The 17233-nt window shown below is 71.0% G+C and carries 13 protein-coding genes and 2 pseudogenes; 3 read left to right on the forward strand and 12 right to left on the reverse strand.

Annotation, left to right across the window (positions count from 1 at the left end; all coding sequences use genetic code 11):
* The first annotated feature begins 278 nt into the window (after positions 1-278).
* Entirely contained in the window at positions 279-1493 is a 1215-nt protein-coding gene (locus tag R6Y94_RS21440; protein ID WP_318397660.1) for an ABC transporter substrate-binding protein, read from the forward strand.
* Between the two features lie 277 nt (positions 1494-1770).
* Here the strand turns inward: R6Y94_RS21440 and R6Y94_RS21445 are convergent, their stop codons facing one another.
* The 5 genes from R6Y94_RS21445 to R6Y94_RS21465 form a co-directional block, all read right to left on the reverse strand.
* The gene (locus R6Y94_RS21445) at positions 1771-2358 is read right to left on the reverse strand and encodes an ATP/GTP-binding protein (RefSeq protein WP_318397661.1); all 588 of its coding nucleotides are present in this window, start codon (positions 2356-2358) and stop codon (positions 1771-1773) included.
* 1 nt (position 2359) lies between these two features.
* On the reverse strand, positions 2360-2737 hold the full coding sequence (locus R6Y94_RS21450; RefSeq protein ID WP_101371820.1) for a DUF742 domain-containing protein: 378 nt from the start codon (positions 2735-2737) through the stop codon (positions 2360-2362).
* A 107-nt stretch (positions 2738-2844) separates the two neighbouring features.
* Complete coding sequence (locus R6Y94_RS21455; protein WP_130465005.1) at positions 2845-3249, reverse strand: roadblock/LC7 domain-containing protein; 405 nt, start codon at positions 3247-3249, stop codon at positions 2845-2847.
* Positions 3246-6674 carry a nitrate- and nitrite sensing domain-containing protein gene (locus R6Y94_RS21460; protein ID WP_318397662.1) on the reverse strand — a complete coding sequence of 1143 codons (3429 nt, stop codon included), beginning with the start codon at positions 6672-6674 and terminating at the stop codon, positions 3246-3248. The genes R6Y94_RS21455 and R6Y94_RS21460 overlap by 4 nt, the downstream gene beginning before the upstream one ends.
* Before the next feature lie 585 nt (positions 6675-7259).
* Complete coding sequence (locus R6Y94_RS21465; protein ID WP_318397663.1) at positions 7260-8339, reverse strand: adenosine deaminase; 1080 nt, start codon at positions 8337-8339, stop codon at positions 7260-7262.
* Between the two features lie 106 nt (positions 8340-8445).
* Between R6Y94_RS21465 and R6Y94_RS21470 the strand changes: the two genes are divergently transcribed.
* A complete protein-coding gene (locus R6Y94_RS21470) occupies positions 8446-9306 on the forward strand; it encodes a putative RNA methyltransferase (RefSeq protein WP_318397664.1) in 861 nt (286 codons plus the stop codon).
* An 11-nt stretch (positions 9307-9317) separates the two neighbouring features.
* On the opposite strand, the gene R6Y94_RS21475 is transcribed toward R6Y94_RS21470, so the two are convergent.
* The gene (locus R6Y94_RS21475) at positions 9318-9998 is read right to left on the reverse strand and encodes a DUF4272 domain-containing protein (protein ID WP_318397665.1); all 681 of its coding nucleotides are present in this window, start codon (positions 9996-9998) and stop codon (positions 9318-9320) included.
* 263 nt (positions 9999-10261) lie between these two features.
* Between R6Y94_RS21475 and R6Y94_RS21480 the strand changes: the two are divergent.
* Positions 10262-10484, forward strand: a pseudogene (locus R6Y94_RS21480) (transposase); the annotation flags it as partial.
* A gap of 98 nt (positions 10485-10582) precedes the next feature.
* Here R6Y94_RS21480 and R6Y94_RS21485 read toward each other — a convergent pair.
* From R6Y94_RS21485 to R6Y94_RS21510, 6 genes and pseudogenes are all read right to left on the reverse strand, one after another.
* Positions 10583-11545 carry a hypothetical protein gene (locus R6Y94_RS21485; RefSeq protein WP_318397666.1) on the reverse strand — a complete coding sequence of 321 codons (963 nt, stop codon included), beginning with the start codon at positions 11543-11545 and terminating at the stop codon, positions 10583-10585.
* A gap of 8 nt (positions 11546-11553) precedes the next feature.
* Positions 11554-11901, reverse strand: a complete 348-nt coding sequence (locus tag R6Y94_RS21490; RefSeq protein ID WP_318397667.1) for a PadR family transcriptional regulator — start codon at positions 11899-11901, stop codon at positions 11554-11556.
* 662 nt (positions 11902-12563) lie between these two features.
* A pseudogene (locus R6Y94_RS21495) lies at positions 12564-13457 on the reverse strand (IS5 family transposase).
* Between the two features lie 42 nt (positions 13458-13499).
* Entirely contained in the window at positions 13500-14780 is a 1281-nt protein-coding gene (locus R6Y94_RS21500) for a thymidine phosphorylase (protein ID WP_318397668.1), read from the reverse strand.
* Positions 14781-15196: 416 nt separating this feature from the next.
* On the reverse strand, positions 15197-15901 hold the full coding sequence (locus R6Y94_RS21505; RefSeq protein WP_318397757.1) for a cytidine deaminase: 705 nt from the start codon (positions 15899-15901) through the stop codon (positions 15197-15199).
* Between the two features lie 30 nt (positions 15902-15931).
* Positions 15932-17209, reverse strand: coding sequence for an ABC transporter permease (locus R6Y94_RS21510; protein ID WP_318397669.1), 1278 nt, complete (start codon positions 17207-17209; stop codon positions 15932-15934).
* Between the last annotated feature and the right edge of the window lie 24 nt (positions 17210-17233).

Raw genomic sequence — 17233 nt, forward strand, 5'->3', positions numbered from 1 at the left:
GGCGTCGTCATCGACTTCCAGCCGGTGTGGGTTTTCCGCGTCGACCGGGCTGCCCGTGCCTGTTCGGACACGCTCCACTCGCGTTGCCCACCCGGTCGACACCGCCGGTCGGACTGTCCGGTCAGGACCCGTCGACTGACTGGCCAGTCAGCTTCAGACCTATGTCCACCTGGTGTTTCTCACCACACTGCGCGGAGTTGACGACGCCTGGGAGTGGCCGCGACCATACCCCGGGACCGTAGGCGACACCTACGACCAGCGCAGGGAGGGTGGCGACGATGGCCGGACCGGCAGTGCAGGCGTGGACGCTGAGCCGGCGCGGCCTCCTGGCGGCCGCCGCCACCACGCTGCTCGCCGCCTGCGGACGCGACGACGAGGACCGGGGCGGACCACGCGGGCCCGGTTCGACCGAACTGGTCATCGGCGCCAGCCTCGAACTGACCGGCCCCGGCCGGGTACTCGGCGTACTCCAGGAACGGGCGCTGAAGATCACGGCCGACAAGCTCAACGAGCAGGGCGTACCCGTCGGCAACCTACGCCGCAACATCCGGCTGGTGATCCGGGACAACGCCAGCGAACCGCGGCTCGCCGCCCAGCACGCGACCGAACTGGCCACCCGGGAGAACGTGCACGCGCTGGTCGGCGGGTGCCTCGCCGAGACCTCCCTGGCGATCATCCCGATCGCGCAGCAGCAACAGGTGCCGTTCATCTCCTTCGCCGCCGCCGACAACATCACCGTGCCACTGGCGCAGCGGACGTACATCTTCAAACTCACCCCGGACGCCCGCGACGTGGCACGGGCGCTGGCCCGGCTGATTCGCTCGCAGGGCTTCGAACGGGTCGCTCTACTAGCCGCGTCAGGGGCGCACGGAGATTCGGGCGTACGGGCCCTCACAGCGGCCCTGAAGTCCGTGGACGTCGACCTCGTCAAGGTGACCCGGCTGCCCGTGGCCGAGAACGCCGACTACCGGCCGGCGGTCCGGAAGGTGACCGACCCCGATCCCGGGGCGGTGGTCGTCTGGGGCACGGCGCCGGTCTCCGGCAAGGCGGCCCGGGTACTGCGGCAGGCCGGCTACGAGGGCCGGATCTTCTTCGACGCCGGGGCGGTCGCCGAGGACACCCTGTCGGATGCGAACGCACCGGCGGTCGAGGGCGCGTACGCCGTGCACCCCGGTTCGCTGGGCAGCTCGTCGCTCACGAACACCAGCACGGCCGGGCTGGACCGGCGAGACTTCGTCTACCGCTACATCCACCTGCACGGCTCGTTCAGCGGGTTCGCACCGTACGCGTCGGACTCGCTGCGACTGATCGTCAACGCCGCACGGCTCGGCAAGAGCGTCGACCGGGGTCGGCTGCGCGCCTACCTGGGTAACCAGATCACCGAGGGGATCGCCGGGGCGTACTCGTTCGCGCCGATCCGGCACGGCGGGATGGAGCCGGACTCGCTCGGCGTCTTCACCGTGGTCTCCGGCGCCTGGAGCCGGGTCTCCTGACCAACGAGGCCGCAACGTTCGGACCAGGTCTACGAGCGCCTTCCCGCGGCCGGTCTCTCCGCCGGGGTGCGATCACCGCCGTGCCGCGGCAGCCGGTGGCCATCCGCCGCTACGACGCCGCCACCGCAGTGGACGGTGCCGGACGGCCCGGCGGATGGCGCGTTCCGCGCCGTCGCCACCGGCACGCGGGCAGCCGGCCACCCGGCACGGGCCGGGTGACCCCGTCGGGCGTACCGGCCGATGACCGGACCACCCCGACGGGCGAGGTGCTCGCCGGTCAGGCCGGGGCGACGGCGCGCGAGCGCCGCATGGTGAGCACGTACTCGACCAGCGAGATCAGCACGTGCTTGGTCGACTCCCGGTTGCGGGCGTCACACGCGACCACCGGCACCTCGTTCGAGATCGCCAGCGCGTCCCGCACGTCCTGCGGGTCGTGGTACTGCATCCCGTCGAAGCAGTTGATCGCCACGAGGTACGGCAGTCGCCGGTGCTCGAAGAAGTCGATGGCCGCGAAGCAGTCGGCCAGCCGGCGGGTGTCCACCAGGACAACCGCACCGATCGCTCCCCGCACCAGTTCGTCCCACATGAACCAGAACCGCGTCTGGCCCGGGGTGCCGAACAGGTAAAGGATGAGGTCCCGGTCGATCGAGATCCGACCGAAGTCCATCGCGACCGTGGTGGTCGTCTTGCCCGGCACCTGGCGGGTGTCATCGACACCCACACCAGCCGACGTCATGATCGCCTCGGTGGTCAGCGGCGTGATCTCCGAGACCGAACCGACCAGTGTTGTCTTGCCGACGCCAAAGTCACCGGCGATGACGATCTTCGCCGATGTCACGCGCCCGGCCGTTGGGCGGTGCGACATGTCAGAGCCTGCGAAGTCCACTCAGCACCCTCTCCAGCAGTTCAGTGCCCACCGCGTCGTTTGAGTCGTCCAGAATTGTCGGTTCGTGCACCGCCACCAGGCCATCGGCGGCCATGTCGGCGATCAGGACCCGAGCCACTCCGAGCGGTAACTGCATCCGCGCCGCGATCTCCGCGAGCGACTGCAGCCGACCATCACACAGCGCGGCGATGTATTGATGCTCCCGGCCCTGGCCGCCATTGCCGTTACCGGCGGACCGACCGCGCACCGTCGTCTCGACGAGCGCCTCCAGGGCAATGTCGAGCCTCGGCCTGGTACGACCCCGGGTAACGGCATATGGCCTCACCAGCGCGCCCGTCGGCTCGTCGCGTTCGGCCATCATCGCCGTTCACCCCCTTCTCGTCGTACCCGAGACTCAAAGCCTGGAGTTCGTCATTGTTCCATTGTCGTCGCACCGGCCAGCGAACCACACCGGCCGGGTACCACCTAGCTCAGCATCCCCGCGGCGGCCCGGGTCGGTGGCGTCAACGCGTCACCCACCCGGTCGACGAGCAGTGCCATCTCATATCCCACCTGTCCGACGTCACAGCTCCGGGCGGCGAGCACTGCGAAGGACGAGCCGTCCGAGATGGACATCAGGAACAGGAACCCATTGTCCATCTCGACCACCGTCTGCAACACCGCCCCACCCTCGAAGCAGCGCGCCGCCCCCTGGGTGAGGCTGACCAGGCCGGACGCGATCGCGGCGAGCTGATCCGCCCGGTCGCGCGGAAGATCCCGTGACGACGCCAGGAGCAGGCCGTCCGCGGAGACGGCGATCGCGTGGGCGACGCCGGGCACACGATCGGCGAAGTTGGCCAACAGCCAACCGAGATCCTGCGTAGATGTCATCCTTCATGCTCCTTCTGGCCGCTTGCGGTCGCGGGGCCCACCTCGGCCTGCGAGGACTGCTGCCCTGCCGGAGTCGCCTCCGGGTTGGTCGACTGGTCGTCCGTCGGGTGCGTGCGGCCACGCTGCACCCCACGGTGGTACGCGGACAAGAGCCCGCGCACCGCCTCCGGCGTACGACGCTGCACCGGGGTGGTTGGCTTCTCCACGGCTCCGGGCACCAACTGGGCCATCGGCACCCGCTTGGGCAGTCCGGTCTGGGTGGTCTGGGTGGTCTGGCTACCCGTGGTGGCGGCTGCCGTAGCCGCCATGGCTGCCCGCCAACCGTCGTCGGCGGCCGTACGCCAGCCGCCGTCACCCGGCCGTCCGGTGCCGTTGGTGATCGGCCCACTCCCCGGCTGCTGGCCACCGGGCCTCGGGCTGTTCACCGTTGCCGCATTGCCTGTTGGTACGGGTCCGGCCGGGGCGGCGTCGGGGACGGCGGTGTCCACCGCGACGGCCTGGCCGGGCGCCTGGGAAGCCGCACCGGCTCCCTGCGGCTGTCCACCGGTCTCCTCGGGCTTCCGGCGGGTGCGGAACCAGGCCGACTCCAACTCGCGGAAGATCGGCAGTTCCATGGTCTCGTCGGCGAACTTCGGCCGGGCCTCCATGTTGGCCGCGGCGTCCGCCGCCGACGGCCGAGCCATCCGAGGCAGCTCGGCGGTCATGTCCAGGGCTGCGGCCAGGCGCTCTGGAACGGGCGGCGCTGCGGCCTCCCGGTCCGGCGTGTTCACCGGCGGCCAGGCCGGCGGCGCGTTGACCGCCGGAGCCGGCGGCTGCGCGGCCGGCGGCGGCACCGGGGCCGGCACGGCCGGCGACGGGGCCTGACCGAACGGCGGCGCGGAAACCGGCGGTTGCGCGGCCGGCGGCGCCGAGACCGGTGGGATCGGCGGCGCGGAGACCGGCGGCAGCGCGGTCAGCCCGTTCGGCTGCGGATCCGGCGCGGCCGGACGCTGCCGGGGGATGAACCCGGACATCGTCGTCATCTCGTTCGCCGAGAGGCCGGCCGGGTCCTGCTCGGTGGCCCGCCGCTGCGGCAGCGGCTCGATGTCGTGCCCGTTGGGGATCCGCGGCGTGAACGGGTCGCTTCCGTTGCGTCCCGCTCGGGCGCCGGTCAGGTCGGACCAGGCCGGCATGTCCCTGGGCTGGGTCGGGGCGCTGGTCTGCCCGCCGCCGTTCATCGCCGGCTCGTACGGCCGATCGAGGGGCACGCCGTCGCGGCCGCGACCGCCGCCGAAGCTCGGGGCACGGTCGCCGCCGAGGCCCGGACCACCGTCGCCGCCGAAGGTCGGTACCGGCGGCGTGGCCGGACCGCTCTCCAGGGCGAGCGGGGCGCCGAAGGCCGGCCGGACGGTCGGTTCCGGCGTGAGCGGGAGGCCACCCGGCTGCGTCCGGCCGGAGAGCGCCCGGGGGATCAGCATCGGGGTGGGCAGCGTGACGTCGGCGACGGTTCCCCGGTCAGGACCGGCCCGCAGCTCGACCTTCACGCCGTGCCGGGAGGCCAGCCGGGCGACCACGACCAGGCCCATCATCCGGGAGACGGTCACGTCGACGGCGGGCGGCGTGGCGAGCCGTTCGTTGAGGTCCTGTAGCTGCTCGGCGGAGATGCCGATGCCCCGGTCCTCGACGAAGAGCGTCGCCCGGTCACCCACCCGACGGGCCTCCACCATCACCTGCGAGTCCGGCGGGGAGAAGGCCGTGGCGTTGTCGAAGAGCTCGGCGACCAGGTGCACCAGGTCGTTGACGGCGGCGGCCTGGACCTCGATGTCCCGGTCGACCATCCCGAACTCGATCCGGGTGTAGTGCTCGACCTCGGACTGCGCTGCCCGGAGCACGTCGATCAGTGCCGCCGGCTCGCGCTGTACCCGGGTCGAGTCGGCACCCGCGAGCACCAGCAGGTTCTCGTCGTTTCGGCGCATTCGGGTGGCCAGGTGGTCGAGCTGGAAGAGCTCGGCCAGCCGGTCCGGGTCCTCCTCGCCCCGCTCCAGCCGGTCCAGGTGACCGATGAGCCGGTCGACCAGGATCTGCGAACGGCGGGCGAGGTTGACGAACATCGTCGCGACCGAGGCCCGCAGTGCGGCCTGCTCGGCGGCGGTCCGGACGGCTTCCAGGTGGACGGCGTTGAACGCCTCGGTGACCTGGCCGAACTCGTCCTTGCTGCGTACCGGTAGTGGCTCGGCGATCTGGTTGGCCACCTGCACCGGCGACATCTGCGCGGTCATCTGCGGGTCACGCAGTCGGGAGACCGCGTGCGGCAGGCCGTACTGGGCGATGGAGAGCGCGCCGTGCCGCAGCTCGCGCAGCGAGCGGGCCATCGAGCGGGCGACCAGATAGGCGAAGAGCACCGCCAGCAGCAGCATGCTGAGCAGCAGACCGGTTTCCAGGAAGACCTGCCGCTGCACGTCGTCGCGGAGCGCACTCGCCTCGGCGAGCACGTCGGAGTCGAGCCGGCCCTCGACCAAACGGATCAACTGGGCGTTGCCGACCATCGCGGAGTCCCAGTCGTCGGCGTCGAACGGAGCATCGGCCATGCTCTCGTTCGTCCGGCCCCGGATCCAGCCGCCGTAGCTGTCGACCTCACGCACGTCGGCGCCGGTGACCGTCTCGTCGTAGAAGGCGGACTCGGAGCCGGTGGCGATCGCCTTGAAGGTCTGCAACGCCTGCTGCTGACCGGTCTCGGTGGCGATGTAGTCGGTTTGGAGCGCGGCGGTCAGCCGACCGTCGATCAGGGCGCGGTGCACCACGACCCGCCGCATCGACAGGAACTCCTTGCCGCGCGCGTTGGCGGCGGCGGCCCGCATCCGGTCGCTCAGCGAGGACTCGCCGGCGAGTTGCGAGGCCAGGTCCCGGATGTTCAGCAGGTCGTTGATCAGGCCCTCGTACGACTGGGCCGCGTCGGTCAGCTTGAGCTTGGAGTTGATGACCTGGCTGCGGATCCCCGGCAGGTCGGCCAGGCCCTGGTCGATCTGGGCCAGCAGCGCGTCGAAGTTGCCCGGCAGCTCGTCGAGCTGCGCCCGGCGCTCCGAGTAGGGCCCCTTGGCCTTGTCGACCTCGGGGTGCACCTTGTTGTAGGTGTCGCGGGCCGCCTTCCGGACGGTCTCGTTCCGCGAGCCGAGCAGCAGCACGGCGCCCGCCCGCTCGTCCTGCAGGTCATGCACCAGTTCGCCGGAGGTCTGGGCGAGCGTGGCCAGGGTGTGCGCCCGGTTCGCGTCGTCCAACGTCTCCATGTGGTCGACGATGCTGGTCGTACCGACCACGACAACCGCGATGGTCGGCGCGATCATGATCAGACCCAGCTTCGACCAGATCGGCATGTCGCGCAGCCGGCCGGCGACCGGCCAGCGGAGACGCGACAGGAACGGGCTTGCTGTCTTCGGCCGCTTGCTCACGTCACCGCCTTCCCATCCAGTACCCGGCCAAGGGCCCAGGGCACCGCTGATCGACCGACCCGGGCGGGTCGGACCTCCGAGATTCCATCACGCCGCAACTCAAGAAGAAAGCCCAGGTTGTCACCGACTGGAAGCGCATCGGGATGTCCCCGCGATTTGACAGCAGTCTGTCTTTCTGGCGTCACCCAGGGTAGTCACGCATCCTGTCCGTGCTCTACTGCCATCGACCGTCCACAACCGGATGGTCACTGCTCGCCCGCGCCCGGGGCCAGTACCGCAACGTATCGAACGTTACCGGCACGGGAAACCCTACGCCCTCGCGTACGGTGGCTGCGTTCGACTCCGGTGTCACCGCCAGCCTGGCACCCGCACAGCGCAGAGAACCATTGCCCGACCGGTCGGCCACGGCAAGGTCGAAGTGCCGGATTACGCGGTCCGTGCGGACCACCGAATGGCCGCCCGGACGGCCGTGCTGACCGGCCCGGCAGTTTTCCCGGCCAAAAGAGATAGCAGACCGGAAATCGTCCGACAACGCTCCCGGCTCGGCGGCCGATCCGGGCCCGGCCGTATCGACCGGTGCGACGGTCAGGACAGCAGCTTGGCGTACGCCGGCTTGATCACCTCGTTGATGATGGCGAGCCGCTCGTCGAACGGGATGAAGGCGCTCTTCATCGCGTTGATGGCGAACCACTGCAACTCGGGGTAGCCGTAGCCGAACGCCTCCACCAGCAGCGCCATCTCCCGGGACATCGAGGTGCCGCTCATCAGCCGGTTGTCGGTGTTGACGGTGACCCGGAACCGCAGGTCCCGCAGCAGCCCGATCGGGTGCTCCGCGATCGAGGGGGCGGCACCGGTCTGCACGTTGGACGACGGGCACAGTTCCAGCGGGATCCGCTTGTCCCGGACGTACGCGGCCAGCCGGCCGAGCACCGGCCGGGCGTCCCCCGGGGTGATGTCGTCGACGATCCGCACCCCGTGCCCCAGCCGGTCGGCACCGCACCACTGGATCGCCTGCCAGATCGAGGGCAGCCCGAACGCCTCACCGGCGTGGATGGTGAAGTGGAAATTTTCCCGTTGCAGGTATTCGAAGGCGTCCAGGTGCCGGGTGGGCGGAAAGCCCGCCTCCGCACCGGCGATGTCGAAGCCCACCACGCCGGTGTCCCGGTGCCGGACGGCGAGTTCGGCGATCTCCTGCGACCGGGCGGCGTGCCGCATCGCGGTCAGCAACGTGCCGATCCGGATCGGGTGCCCGGTCGCCGCCGCCTCGGCCGCACCCTCGGCGAAGCCCTCCAGCACCGCCTCCACCACGTCGTCGAGGCCGAGGCCCCGCTCCAGGTGCTGCTCCGGGGCGAACCGGACCTCGGCGTAGACCACGCCGTCCGCGGCCAGGTCGAGGGCGCACTCGGCGGCCACCCGGCGCAGCCCCTCGGCCGTCTGCATCACCGCGACGGTGTGCGCGAAGGTCTCCAGGTAGCGCTCCAGCGACCCCGAGTCGGCCGCCTCCACGAACCACCGGCCAAGTTCGTCCGGGTCGGTGGTGGGTAACGGATGCCCCACCGCCTCGGCGAGTTCGACCACCGTCGCCGGGCGCAGCCCGCCGTCGAGGTGGTCGTGCAGCAGCGCCTTGGGAACCCGGACGATGTCTTCGTAGCCGATTGCCGCCATGCCACCGACCCTAGTGGCCCGGCCGCCCCGGCCAGCGGCGGGACACCGGGCGCCGGAGCGGCGGACCACCGCCGGCCCCGGCCGGGTCGGGCACTATCGTGACGGAGTGCCACCCGAGGTCCTGCGCCGGCTGCGCTGCCCGGTCTGCGCCCGGCCGCTGGCCGCCGTACCGCCCGCCGCCGTGGTCGCGCTGCGCTGCCCGGCGGGACACAGCTTCGACCTGGCCCGCCAGGGGTACGTCAACCTGACCGCCGGTCGGGCCACGCACTCCGGGGACAGCCCGGCGATGGTGGCCGCCCGGGAGGAGTTCCTCGGCGCCGGCCACTACGACCTGATCTCGACCGCGCTCGCCGGCCTCGCCAGGGCGGTCGCCGGGCCGGCGCTCCAGACGTACCCGGAACTGGTGGTGGACGCCGGAGCCGGCACCGGCCGGCACCTCGGCGCGGTGCTCGACGCCCTGCCCGCCGCCGTCGGGCTGGCCCTGGACGTCTCCAAGCCGGCGCTGCGCCGGGCCGCCCGGGCCCATCCCCGGGCCGGTGCCGCGCTCTGCGACACCTGGCGCGGGCTGCCGCTGGCCGACGGCGCCGCCGGGCTGCTGTTGAACGTCTTCGCCCCACGCAACGGACCGGAGTTCCGCCGGGTACTCCGGCCGGACGGCGCGCTGCTGGTGGTCACGCCGACCGCCGAGCATCTCGGCGAACTGGTCGACCGGCTCGACCTGCTCCGGGTCGACCCGGCCAAGGAGGCCCGGGTCGCCGGCAGCCTGGCCGAGCACTTCACACCGGGCCCGACGGCGGTGCACCGGGCCACCCTCCGGCTCGACCGGACCGAGGTGCGCACCCTGGTCGGGATGGGACCGAGCGCCTGGCACGCCGAGCCCGACCGGCTCGACCCGCGGGTCGACGACCTTCCGGAACCCGTCCAGGTAACCGTCGCGGTCCAGGTGACTGCCCACCACCCCCGCTGACCGCCGGCCGGTCAGGTGGAGAGGTCGACCTCCTCCCACCCGGCGGGCGGGTCGTGGAACGGTCCCCGGAACACCACCGCCCACTCCAGCGCCCACCGCCGCTGGCCGATCGCGTTGCTGTCGATCAGCCCGGGCAGGTCCAGCCCGTCCTGCTCGGCCTCCAGATAGCCCCAGTCCAGGCAGTAGTAGAAGTCGAGTACGGCGGCCACCTCCGCCGCGTCCCGAGGCGCCGCCAGGGTGCGGGAGCGCCACTGGCCGAAGGTCTCCCCCGCCGCCAGGTTGGGCAACTGTTCCATCAGCCGCTCGTCGCTGGGCTCCGTCGGGTCGAGGTGCCGGCTCAGCCCGAGTACCCAGGCCAGCGCGAAGATCGCGTCGTGGTGCAGTACGAACGACCGGTGGTCGCCCCGGCTGCCCATCACGAACTGCCACTCCGGCGGTGTCACCTGCTCCACCAGGTGCGAGCCGAGCAGCCAGCTCATCCCGGCCTGCGGCGGCATGCCGAAGCACCGTGCCAGCACCAGGTGCAGTACGGCTGTCCGGGCCTCGATCTCGGCGGTGGGCCGCAGGTCGACCGCGTCGCCCAGCTCCCACACCAGCGGAAACTGGGGCGGCGGCACGGGCAGCCCCAACCGCTGCAACTCGGCCACGTTCGCGGCCCGGACCGCCTGCGGGTCGGGAGCGGATACGGTCACAGCCTGATTTCCCGTCACGTCGGAGTCGCCTCGGGCGCCCACGGCACCCCGGCACCGGATGCGGCTGGACCCGCCAGTCGAGCCGACTCAGCACCCCGTGCTACCCCCCGGCGACGGAGGATAGCCGGTCGGCAGCGCGTACACCATGGGTGCCCGGCGTGGCAGCCGCACGGGTCGAAGTCGACGCAGGGCCCGCCGATCCCGATCCGGCCGACGGCTAGGTTCTGTTTCGCGGATCATGAGGGTCGCTCGTTAGACCCTTCGTGGCACGAGGCGGTCTGACGAATCACGAGTGGGCGGTGCTGGCACCGTTGCTGCCGGCGCAGCCCGTTCGTGGTAGGCAGTGGCGGCCCCATCGGCAGGTCATCAACGCGATCTGCCGGGTGAAACGGACCGGCTCACCCTGGCGTGACCTGCCCGAACGGTACGGGCCGTGGAAGACCGCCTACCAGCGGGTTCCGTCGACGGGCGGCCGATGGCACCTGGCGCTGCGGCCGACCCTGAAATCGCTGAAGAGGGCGACCACGGCGGAAGGAAGATCGTGCTCCGCCACGGTCGCCGCTCGTGTGACCCGAAGCTGGTGTTCAGCGCATCACGGGTTCATCGGGTGGTAGCGACCGCACCTCGGGCTTGTGGCGACGGGCGAGGCGATTGATGCCTGTCATGGTGGCAGCGATCACCGTGATGAGGATTGCCAGTGGTAGCGGCTGACCGTCGAAGTGCTGCATCGCCGTGTTGGAGAGCAGCGGGTCGGGAATGAGCCATCCGGCGATGAAGCCGGTGAGTCCGACGCCGATGATGACGGCGGGCCGGTGGCGGCGGACTGCGAAGGCGGCTCCGACAGCGGTGATGGCGGCGGTGAGGATCCCGATGACCGTCGGCACGGCGTCGAGAACGTACACGCCGTGGCGTCCCCATTCTCCGGTGCCTTTCCAGGCGAGGATCCCGAGCGGGACGAGGGCCCACCAGAACAGGCGCGGCCGGGGCGCGGTCCACCGCTCGCGGTCAGCGATCGCGAGCAGGACGAAGATCAAGACCGGTGCGGCGTACGCGAAGAGTTGTTGGCCGGGGTTGATTCCCATGCCGGCACCGCTGAGCACGTCGATGACGAACCAACCAACGGTGACCGTCAGGAATATTGCTTGCAGGGTGAGGGCGGTCCGGGTCGCGCCGCACAGCCAGGCGATCAGCGGTGCGAGGGGCAGCAGGCCGAGAACGACTATCTGCGGCCAACTGGAGATGATGGCCGGCATGTCGGTGGCGAGGACGGCGCCGGTGAACAGGTCCAGGGTGCCACCGGCGGGCTGGGTGCCGGCGGCGACGAGCAGGGCACTGAGTCCGGTGGTGAGGGCGGCGGTGGTGACGGGCGTCGTGAGTCGCAGCCGGATCGCCAGGGCGATGATGTGCAGTGTCTCGTGCCGGCTCGGGTGCCGGCGGCCGTGGTCGAGGTCCAGCAGCAGTCCGAGCAGTTCCTCGCCGCGGGCGGTGCGGTGCGTGGCTGGCAGTAGGCGTAGCAGCCGTCGATATCGTCGCTCCAGGGGGCTCATGCCCGGGTTCATCCGCTGGTCCCAAGGCCCGGGGCGTTGCGGGCGGCACGCTTGTTGAGGCGCTCCTCGGCGAGCCGGACCGCGGTGGCCATCCGCCGGCTCTCAGCGCGGATGGCGTCTGCCCCCGTGTCGGTCAGTTTGTAAAAACGGCGTAGCCGGCCCTTCTCCACCTCGTCGTGGTCGGGGGCGATGAGCCCTTGGGTGACGAGGCGGTCGAGGGCCCCGTAGAGGGTGCCAGCGCGTAACCGGATCCTGCCGTCGGTCATCTCGTCGACCTCTGTCACCAGGGCGTAGCCGTGGCGGGGTTGGTCGGCGAGGGCGGAGAGGATCAGGAACGTCTGCTCGCTGATGTCCATGCACTATATATATCGCACCGCGATATATATAGCAACGATGTCGCGTGTTGGAGCGTCGGGACCGTCAGTACGCCCAACTGGTGCTCGCACTGGCTGCGGCACCAGCGACGGCGACCGTAGCGCCTGCCTGCGGTTACTCACCGCACGATGGCAGGCCGACATTCCTTGGCTACTGGTCAGGAAGGGAGGTTGTGCAATGTCGGTTGATCAGCCTATGCCGCTCCGCAGTTCCGGGAGCTGGAGCAGCCGCCTGCTTCGCAGCGTGCGGCTGAAGCATCACCGCTCACTTTGCTGGGTTCCAGGATGATTTGAGGTGTGGGCGGCATCCGGCTTTAGCTGCTGTGGTGTGGCGACTGGGTCGGCCGGGCCGGTCGTGATGCGGTCGGCGGGCGCGGCTGTGTCGGAATTTCGGATCTGGCGGCGAGGTAATAGGTTCGGCCGGCGTTGACGGCGCTGGCCTGGCGGACCGCCGTTCCTAGGGTGACGCCGAGTAGGTCAGCGAGGATCGGTGGGGGATGTCGGCGGTCATGGCAACGAGCGCAGCATGTCGTCCGGGGGCGGGTGCGATGCCATACCTGCGGAGCTTGTCGCGTAGGCGTCGCGCGGCGATCGGCTGGCCGGGTGCACCGCCGGGGAACAGCAGTGGTTTGCGGGCGACCGGGCTAGGTTCTGTCCCGTGGGTCTTGCTGGTCGGGAACGGCGCGTAGCCAGTCGAGGGTCTCGACCAGGTCGAGAGTGGCCCGGAAGTAGGCGCCGAGTTTGTCGTACCTGGTGGCGAGTCCGCGCCAGTTTTTCCGCCGGTTGAAGCCGCGTTCGACCTGGTTACGGCGCTTGTAGGCAACGGGGTCGAACGTTGGTGGCCGGCCGCCGTGTCGTCCCCGCCGCTTCCGATTCGCGATCTGGTCGTTGGCTTCGGGGATGACCGTGGTGATGCACTTGTCCCGCAGAGCGGTCCGGTTGACTCGGGAGGAGTACGCCTTGTCTGCAGTGGGTGAGTCGGGCCGCTTACGCGGTCGGCCGGCACCGCCTGGTCGGGGTACGCGGATCTGGTTTAGCAGCGGGATCAGTTGCTTGGTGTCGGCTGACTGACCTGGGGTGATGCGGGTAGCGAGGGAACGGCCACGTCCGTCGGCCAGGGTGTGGATCTTCGTGGTGAGGCCGCCACGGGACCGGCCGATGGCCTGCGCTGCCCGCGAATCCTCTGGGTTCAGCCCCTTTTACGGGCACCAGCGGCGTGTTGGTGGGTGCGGACGATCGTGGCGTCGACCTGGGCGCTCCAGTCGATGTCGTCGTCCAGCTCGGCCAGGGCGATGGCGTGGGCTTTGAGCCGGATCCAGGTGCCATCGGCCGCCCGTCGACGGAACCCGCTGGTAGGCGGTCTTCCACGGCCCGTACCGTTCGGGCAGGTCACGCCAGGGTGAGCCGGTCCGTTTCACCCGGCAGATCGCGTTGATGACCTGCCGATGGGGCCGCCACTGCCTACCACGAACGGGCTGCGCCGGCAGCAACGGTGCCAGCACCGCCCACTCGTGATTCGTCAGACCGCCTCGTGCCACGAAGGGTCTAACGAGCGACCCTCATGATCCGCGAAACAGAACCTAGCCGATCCGGTCGATGACCAGGGCCGGCAGGGTCGGCGGCTCGGCCGAGATCGACACCGCCTCGGCGGCAACGGCGCGGGCCGCCGGAATCCGGCCCGCGTCGTCGGCCCGCAGCTCGTAGAGCGGCTCACCGGCCCGTACCGGATCTCCCGGCTTGCGGTGCAGCAGCACCCCGGCCCCGGCGCTGACCGGGTCCTCCTTGCGGGCCCGCCCCGCGCCGAGCCGCCACGCGGCGATCCCGATCCGGTACGCGTCGACGGCGGCCAGGTAACCGTCCCGGTCGGCCCGGACGACCTCCACCTCCGGGGCAACCGGCAACGGGGCCTCCGGATCCCCACCCTGGGCCCGGATCATCGCCCGCCAGATGTCCATGGCCCGGCCGTCCCGCAGCGCCCGCTCCGGATCGGCGTCCGGCAGCCCGGCCGCCACCAGCATCTCCCGGGCCAGCCGCAGGGTCAGCTCCCGCACGTCGGCCGGCCCGCCGCCGGCCAGCACCTCGACCGACTCGGCCACCTCGACCGCGTTGCCCACGGCCAGCCCGAGCGGCGCCGACATGTCGGTCAGCAGGGCGACCGTCCGAACCCCGTGTGCGCCGCCCAGCTCCACCATGGTCCGGGCCAGCTCCCGGGCATCCGCCTCCGACTTCATGAACGCGCCGGAGCCGACCTTCACGTCCAGCACCAGGGCCCCGGTACCCTCCGCGATCTTCTTGCTCATGATCGAGCTGGCGATCAGCGGGATGGCCTCCACCGTGCCGGTGACGTCGCGCAGCGCGTACAGCTTGCGGTCGGCCGGGGCCAGCCGCTCGCCCGCCGCACAGATCACCGCGCCGACCTCACCCAACTGGGCGATGAACTCGTCGTTGCCCAGCGCGGCCCGCCAGCCCGGGATCGACTCCAGCTTGTCCAGGGTCCCCCCGGTGTGCCCCAGCCCTCGCCCGGAGAGCTGCGGTACCGCGGCACCGCACGCCGCGACCAGCGGAGTGAGCGGCAGCGTGATCTTGTCGCCGACCCCACCCGTGGAGTGCTTGTCCACGGTCGGACGGCGTACCCCGGAGAGGTCCAGCCGGTCTCCGCTGGCGATCATCGCGGCCGTCCAGCGGGCGATCTCGCCCGGCGTCATGCCGCGGAGCAGGATCGCCATGGCCAGCGCGGACATCTGCTCGTCGGCCACCCGCCCCCGGGTGTACGCGTCGACCACCCAGTCGATCTGCTCGTCGGACAGCGTCCCGCCGTCCCGCTTGACCCGGATCACGTCGACCGCGGCGAACCCACTCACAGCTTCCTCTTCCCCACCTGCTTGTCGAGACCACAGACCTGCCTGTCGAGACCACAGACCTGCCTGTCGAGACCACAGACCTGCCTGTCGAGACCACAGACCTGCCTGTCGAGACCACAGACCTGCCTGTCGAGACCACAGACCTGCCTGTCGAGACCACAGACCTGCTTGTCGAAACCACGGTCTCTTGTCGATCGAGACCACGAACCCGCACCGGCCCACGGTCAGTGCCCACCGAGCCGGGGCCTGCCGTACCCGGCGGAGGGATCAAGCCTGACCGCCCGGAGCCGGGCACGGCAGGCCCCGACCCACCCCGCGCCAGGCCGGCTCCGCCCCACGCGGCCCGGCCACCGCGAACCCCGGAAACCCGACCACCGCGAACCCCGGCTAACCCGACCACGACGAACCCGGAAAGATCAGTCGCCCCAACGCCGAGGGATCTCGACCGGCGGCTCCGCCTCACCCGCCCAGAACATCGCCCCGTCCGCGTCGACCACCACCACCCGGGGCGTACGCGCCTGGCCCCAGCTCACCGCCTCGGCCGGGTCGTCCCAGGTCGGCGCCTCCTCGAGTACCCCGGTCCGCACTCCTTCGGCGTCCCCGGCGGCCCGCTCCCAGTACCCGGTCCAGACCTGCCGCCCGCCCGAGACGTCCGGATGCACGAAGACGGTCCCCCGCCCCCGCCAGGCGGCCAGTTCCTCCGGCACCGGAGGCACCTTCACCGACGCCGCGATCGCCTCCAGATCTTCCACCCCGAACGCGTGCGGCAGCAGCTCGGCCATCCGCAGCGGCACCGGGTCCGCCTCGATCAGGCACTCCGGCCCGCCGTTCTCCCAGAGCAGTTGCCGGCACCGGCCACACGGCATCAACGGCTCACCGGTCGCCCCGACGCACGAGAGCGCGACGAGCCGCCCCCCGCCCGACGCGTGCAGCGCGGACACCACCCCGCACTCGGCGCAGAGCGTCACCCCGTACCCGGCGTTCTCGACGTTGCAGCCGACCACCACCCGGCCGTCGTCGACCAGCGCCGCCGCCCCGACCGGGAAGTTCGAGTACGGCGCGTACGCGTGCCGCATCACGTCGGTCGCCGCGGCCCGCAGCTTCGCCCAGTCAATCTCCATGGTCACGCCCCCATCCTGCCCCGCCGCTGGTCAGCCCTTGATGTAGGGCTTACCGTCCGCGGCCGGCGCCCGCACCTTGCCGACCAGGCCGGCGACGGCCAGCAGGGTGGCGAGGTACGGCAGCATCGCCAGGAACTCGCTGGGAATGCTGCTGTCGATCGCGCCCAGGTACGTCCCGAGCTGGTCCGCGAAGCCGAAGAAGAGCGCCGCCAGCAGCGCCCCCGTCGGGCTCCACCGGCCGAAGATCAGTGCCGCCAACGCGATGAAGCCCTTGCCGCCGATCATGTTCTTGCTGAAGGTGTAGAGCGCGAGCGTGTAGGAGGCGCCGCCCAGCCCGGCGACCATGCCGGCGAGCAACACGTTCCGGTAGCGCAGCGCCAGCACCTTCACCCCGAGGGTGTCGGCGGCGGTCGGGTGCTCACCCACCGAGCGGGTCCGCAGCCCCCACCGGGTACGGAACAGCGCGACGTGGATCACCACCACCAGGATCAGGGCCAGGTAGAGGAAGATGTTGCCCCGGAACAGCGCCGGCCCGAGAACCGGGATGTCGGACAGCACCGGGATCGGCCACGCCTCGAACCTCGGCGGCTGGTTGTACTTCGCCGCCTCCGGCTGCATCAATCGCTCGTAGAGGAAGCCGGTCAACCCGACCGCGAAGAGGTTGAGCACGATCCCCATCACCACCTGGTCGACCAGGTAGCGGATGGTGAAGATCGCCAGCAGCAGCGAGATCAGCGCGCCGCCCAGCGCCGCCGCGATCAGCCCGACCCAGGCGCTCGCCGCGATGGTGCCGACCAGGGCACCGGCGAAGGCGCCCATCAGCAACTGGCCCTCGATCGCCACGTTCACCACGCCGGACCGCTCGCAGAGCACCCCGGCCAGGGCACCGAAGATCAGCGGCAGGGCCAGGATGAAGGTACCCCGGACGATGTTGACCAGCGGCATGAAGTTCTGCCCGGTCGGTGCGGCCGACACCTGCCAGCAGAGGAACGAGAGCACCACCCCGACCACCGCCACGCCGAGCAGCGGCACGAACCAGCGCTTCGGCAGCCCGGCCAGCAGTGCCGCGCCGGCCGCCGCCGCGACCAGCCCGAACAGGATCGCCCCCACCGTGCCGTTGACGGACAGCGCCGCGCCGCCGGCATCCTCGCTGAGCGTGAACCGCGCGTCCGCGCCGGTGGCCAGCGCACCGAAGAGCACCGCCGCGACCAGGCCGAGCAGTACGGCACCGGCGCCGACCTTGCGGTCCCGGGTCCAGAAGCCCGGCCGTACGGTGACGGCCAGCTCCTCGACAGTCATGGTCGACATCTGTGCCGCCTTCCGTTCGCGACT

Source organism: Plantactinospora sp. KLBMP9567, from assembly GCF_033446045.1.
Classification (GTDB): Bacteria; Actinomycetota; Actinomycetes; order Mycobacteriales; family Micromonosporaceae; genus Plantactinospora.

Bases quoted from the DNA above. Each gene is read 5' to 3' on its own strand.
- R6Y94_RS21440 (WP_318397660.1), top strand. From the start codon at position 279: ATGGCCGGACCGGCAGTGCAGGCGTGGACGCTGAGCCGGCGCGGCCTC.
- R6Y94_RS21445 (WP_318397661.1), bottom strand. From the start codon at position 2,358: ATGTCGCACCGCCCAACGGCCGGGCGCGTGACATCGGCGAAGATCGTC.
- R6Y94_RS21450 (WP_101371820.1), bottom strand. From the start codon at position 2,737: ATGGCCGAACGCGACGAGCCGACGGGCGCGCTGGTGAGGCCATATGCC.
- R6Y94_RS21455 (WP_130465005.1), bottom strand. From the start codon at position 3,249: ATGACATCTACGCAGGATCTCGGTTGGCTGTTGGCCAACTTCGCCGAT.
- R6Y94_RS21465 (WP_318397663.1), bottom strand. From the start codon at position 8,339: ATGGCGGCAATCGGCTACGAAGACATCGTCCGGGTTCCCAAGGCGCTG.
- R6Y94_RS21485 (WP_318397666.1), bottom strand. From the start codon at position 11,545: ATGAGCCCCCTGGAGCGACGATATCGACGGCTGCTACGCCTACTGCCA.
- R6Y94_RS21490 (WP_318397667.1), bottom strand. From the start codon at position 11,901: ATGGACATCAGCGAGCAGACGTTCCTGATCCTCTCCGCCCTCGCCGAC.
- R6Y94_RS21505 (WP_318397757.1), bottom strand. From the start codon at position 15,901: ATGGAGATTGACTGGGCGAAGCTGCGGGCCGCGGCGACCGACGTGATG.
- R6Y94_RS21510 (WP_318397669.1), bottom strand. From the start codon at position 17,209: ATGTCGACCATGACTGTCGAGGAGCTGGCCGTCACCGTACGGCCGGGC.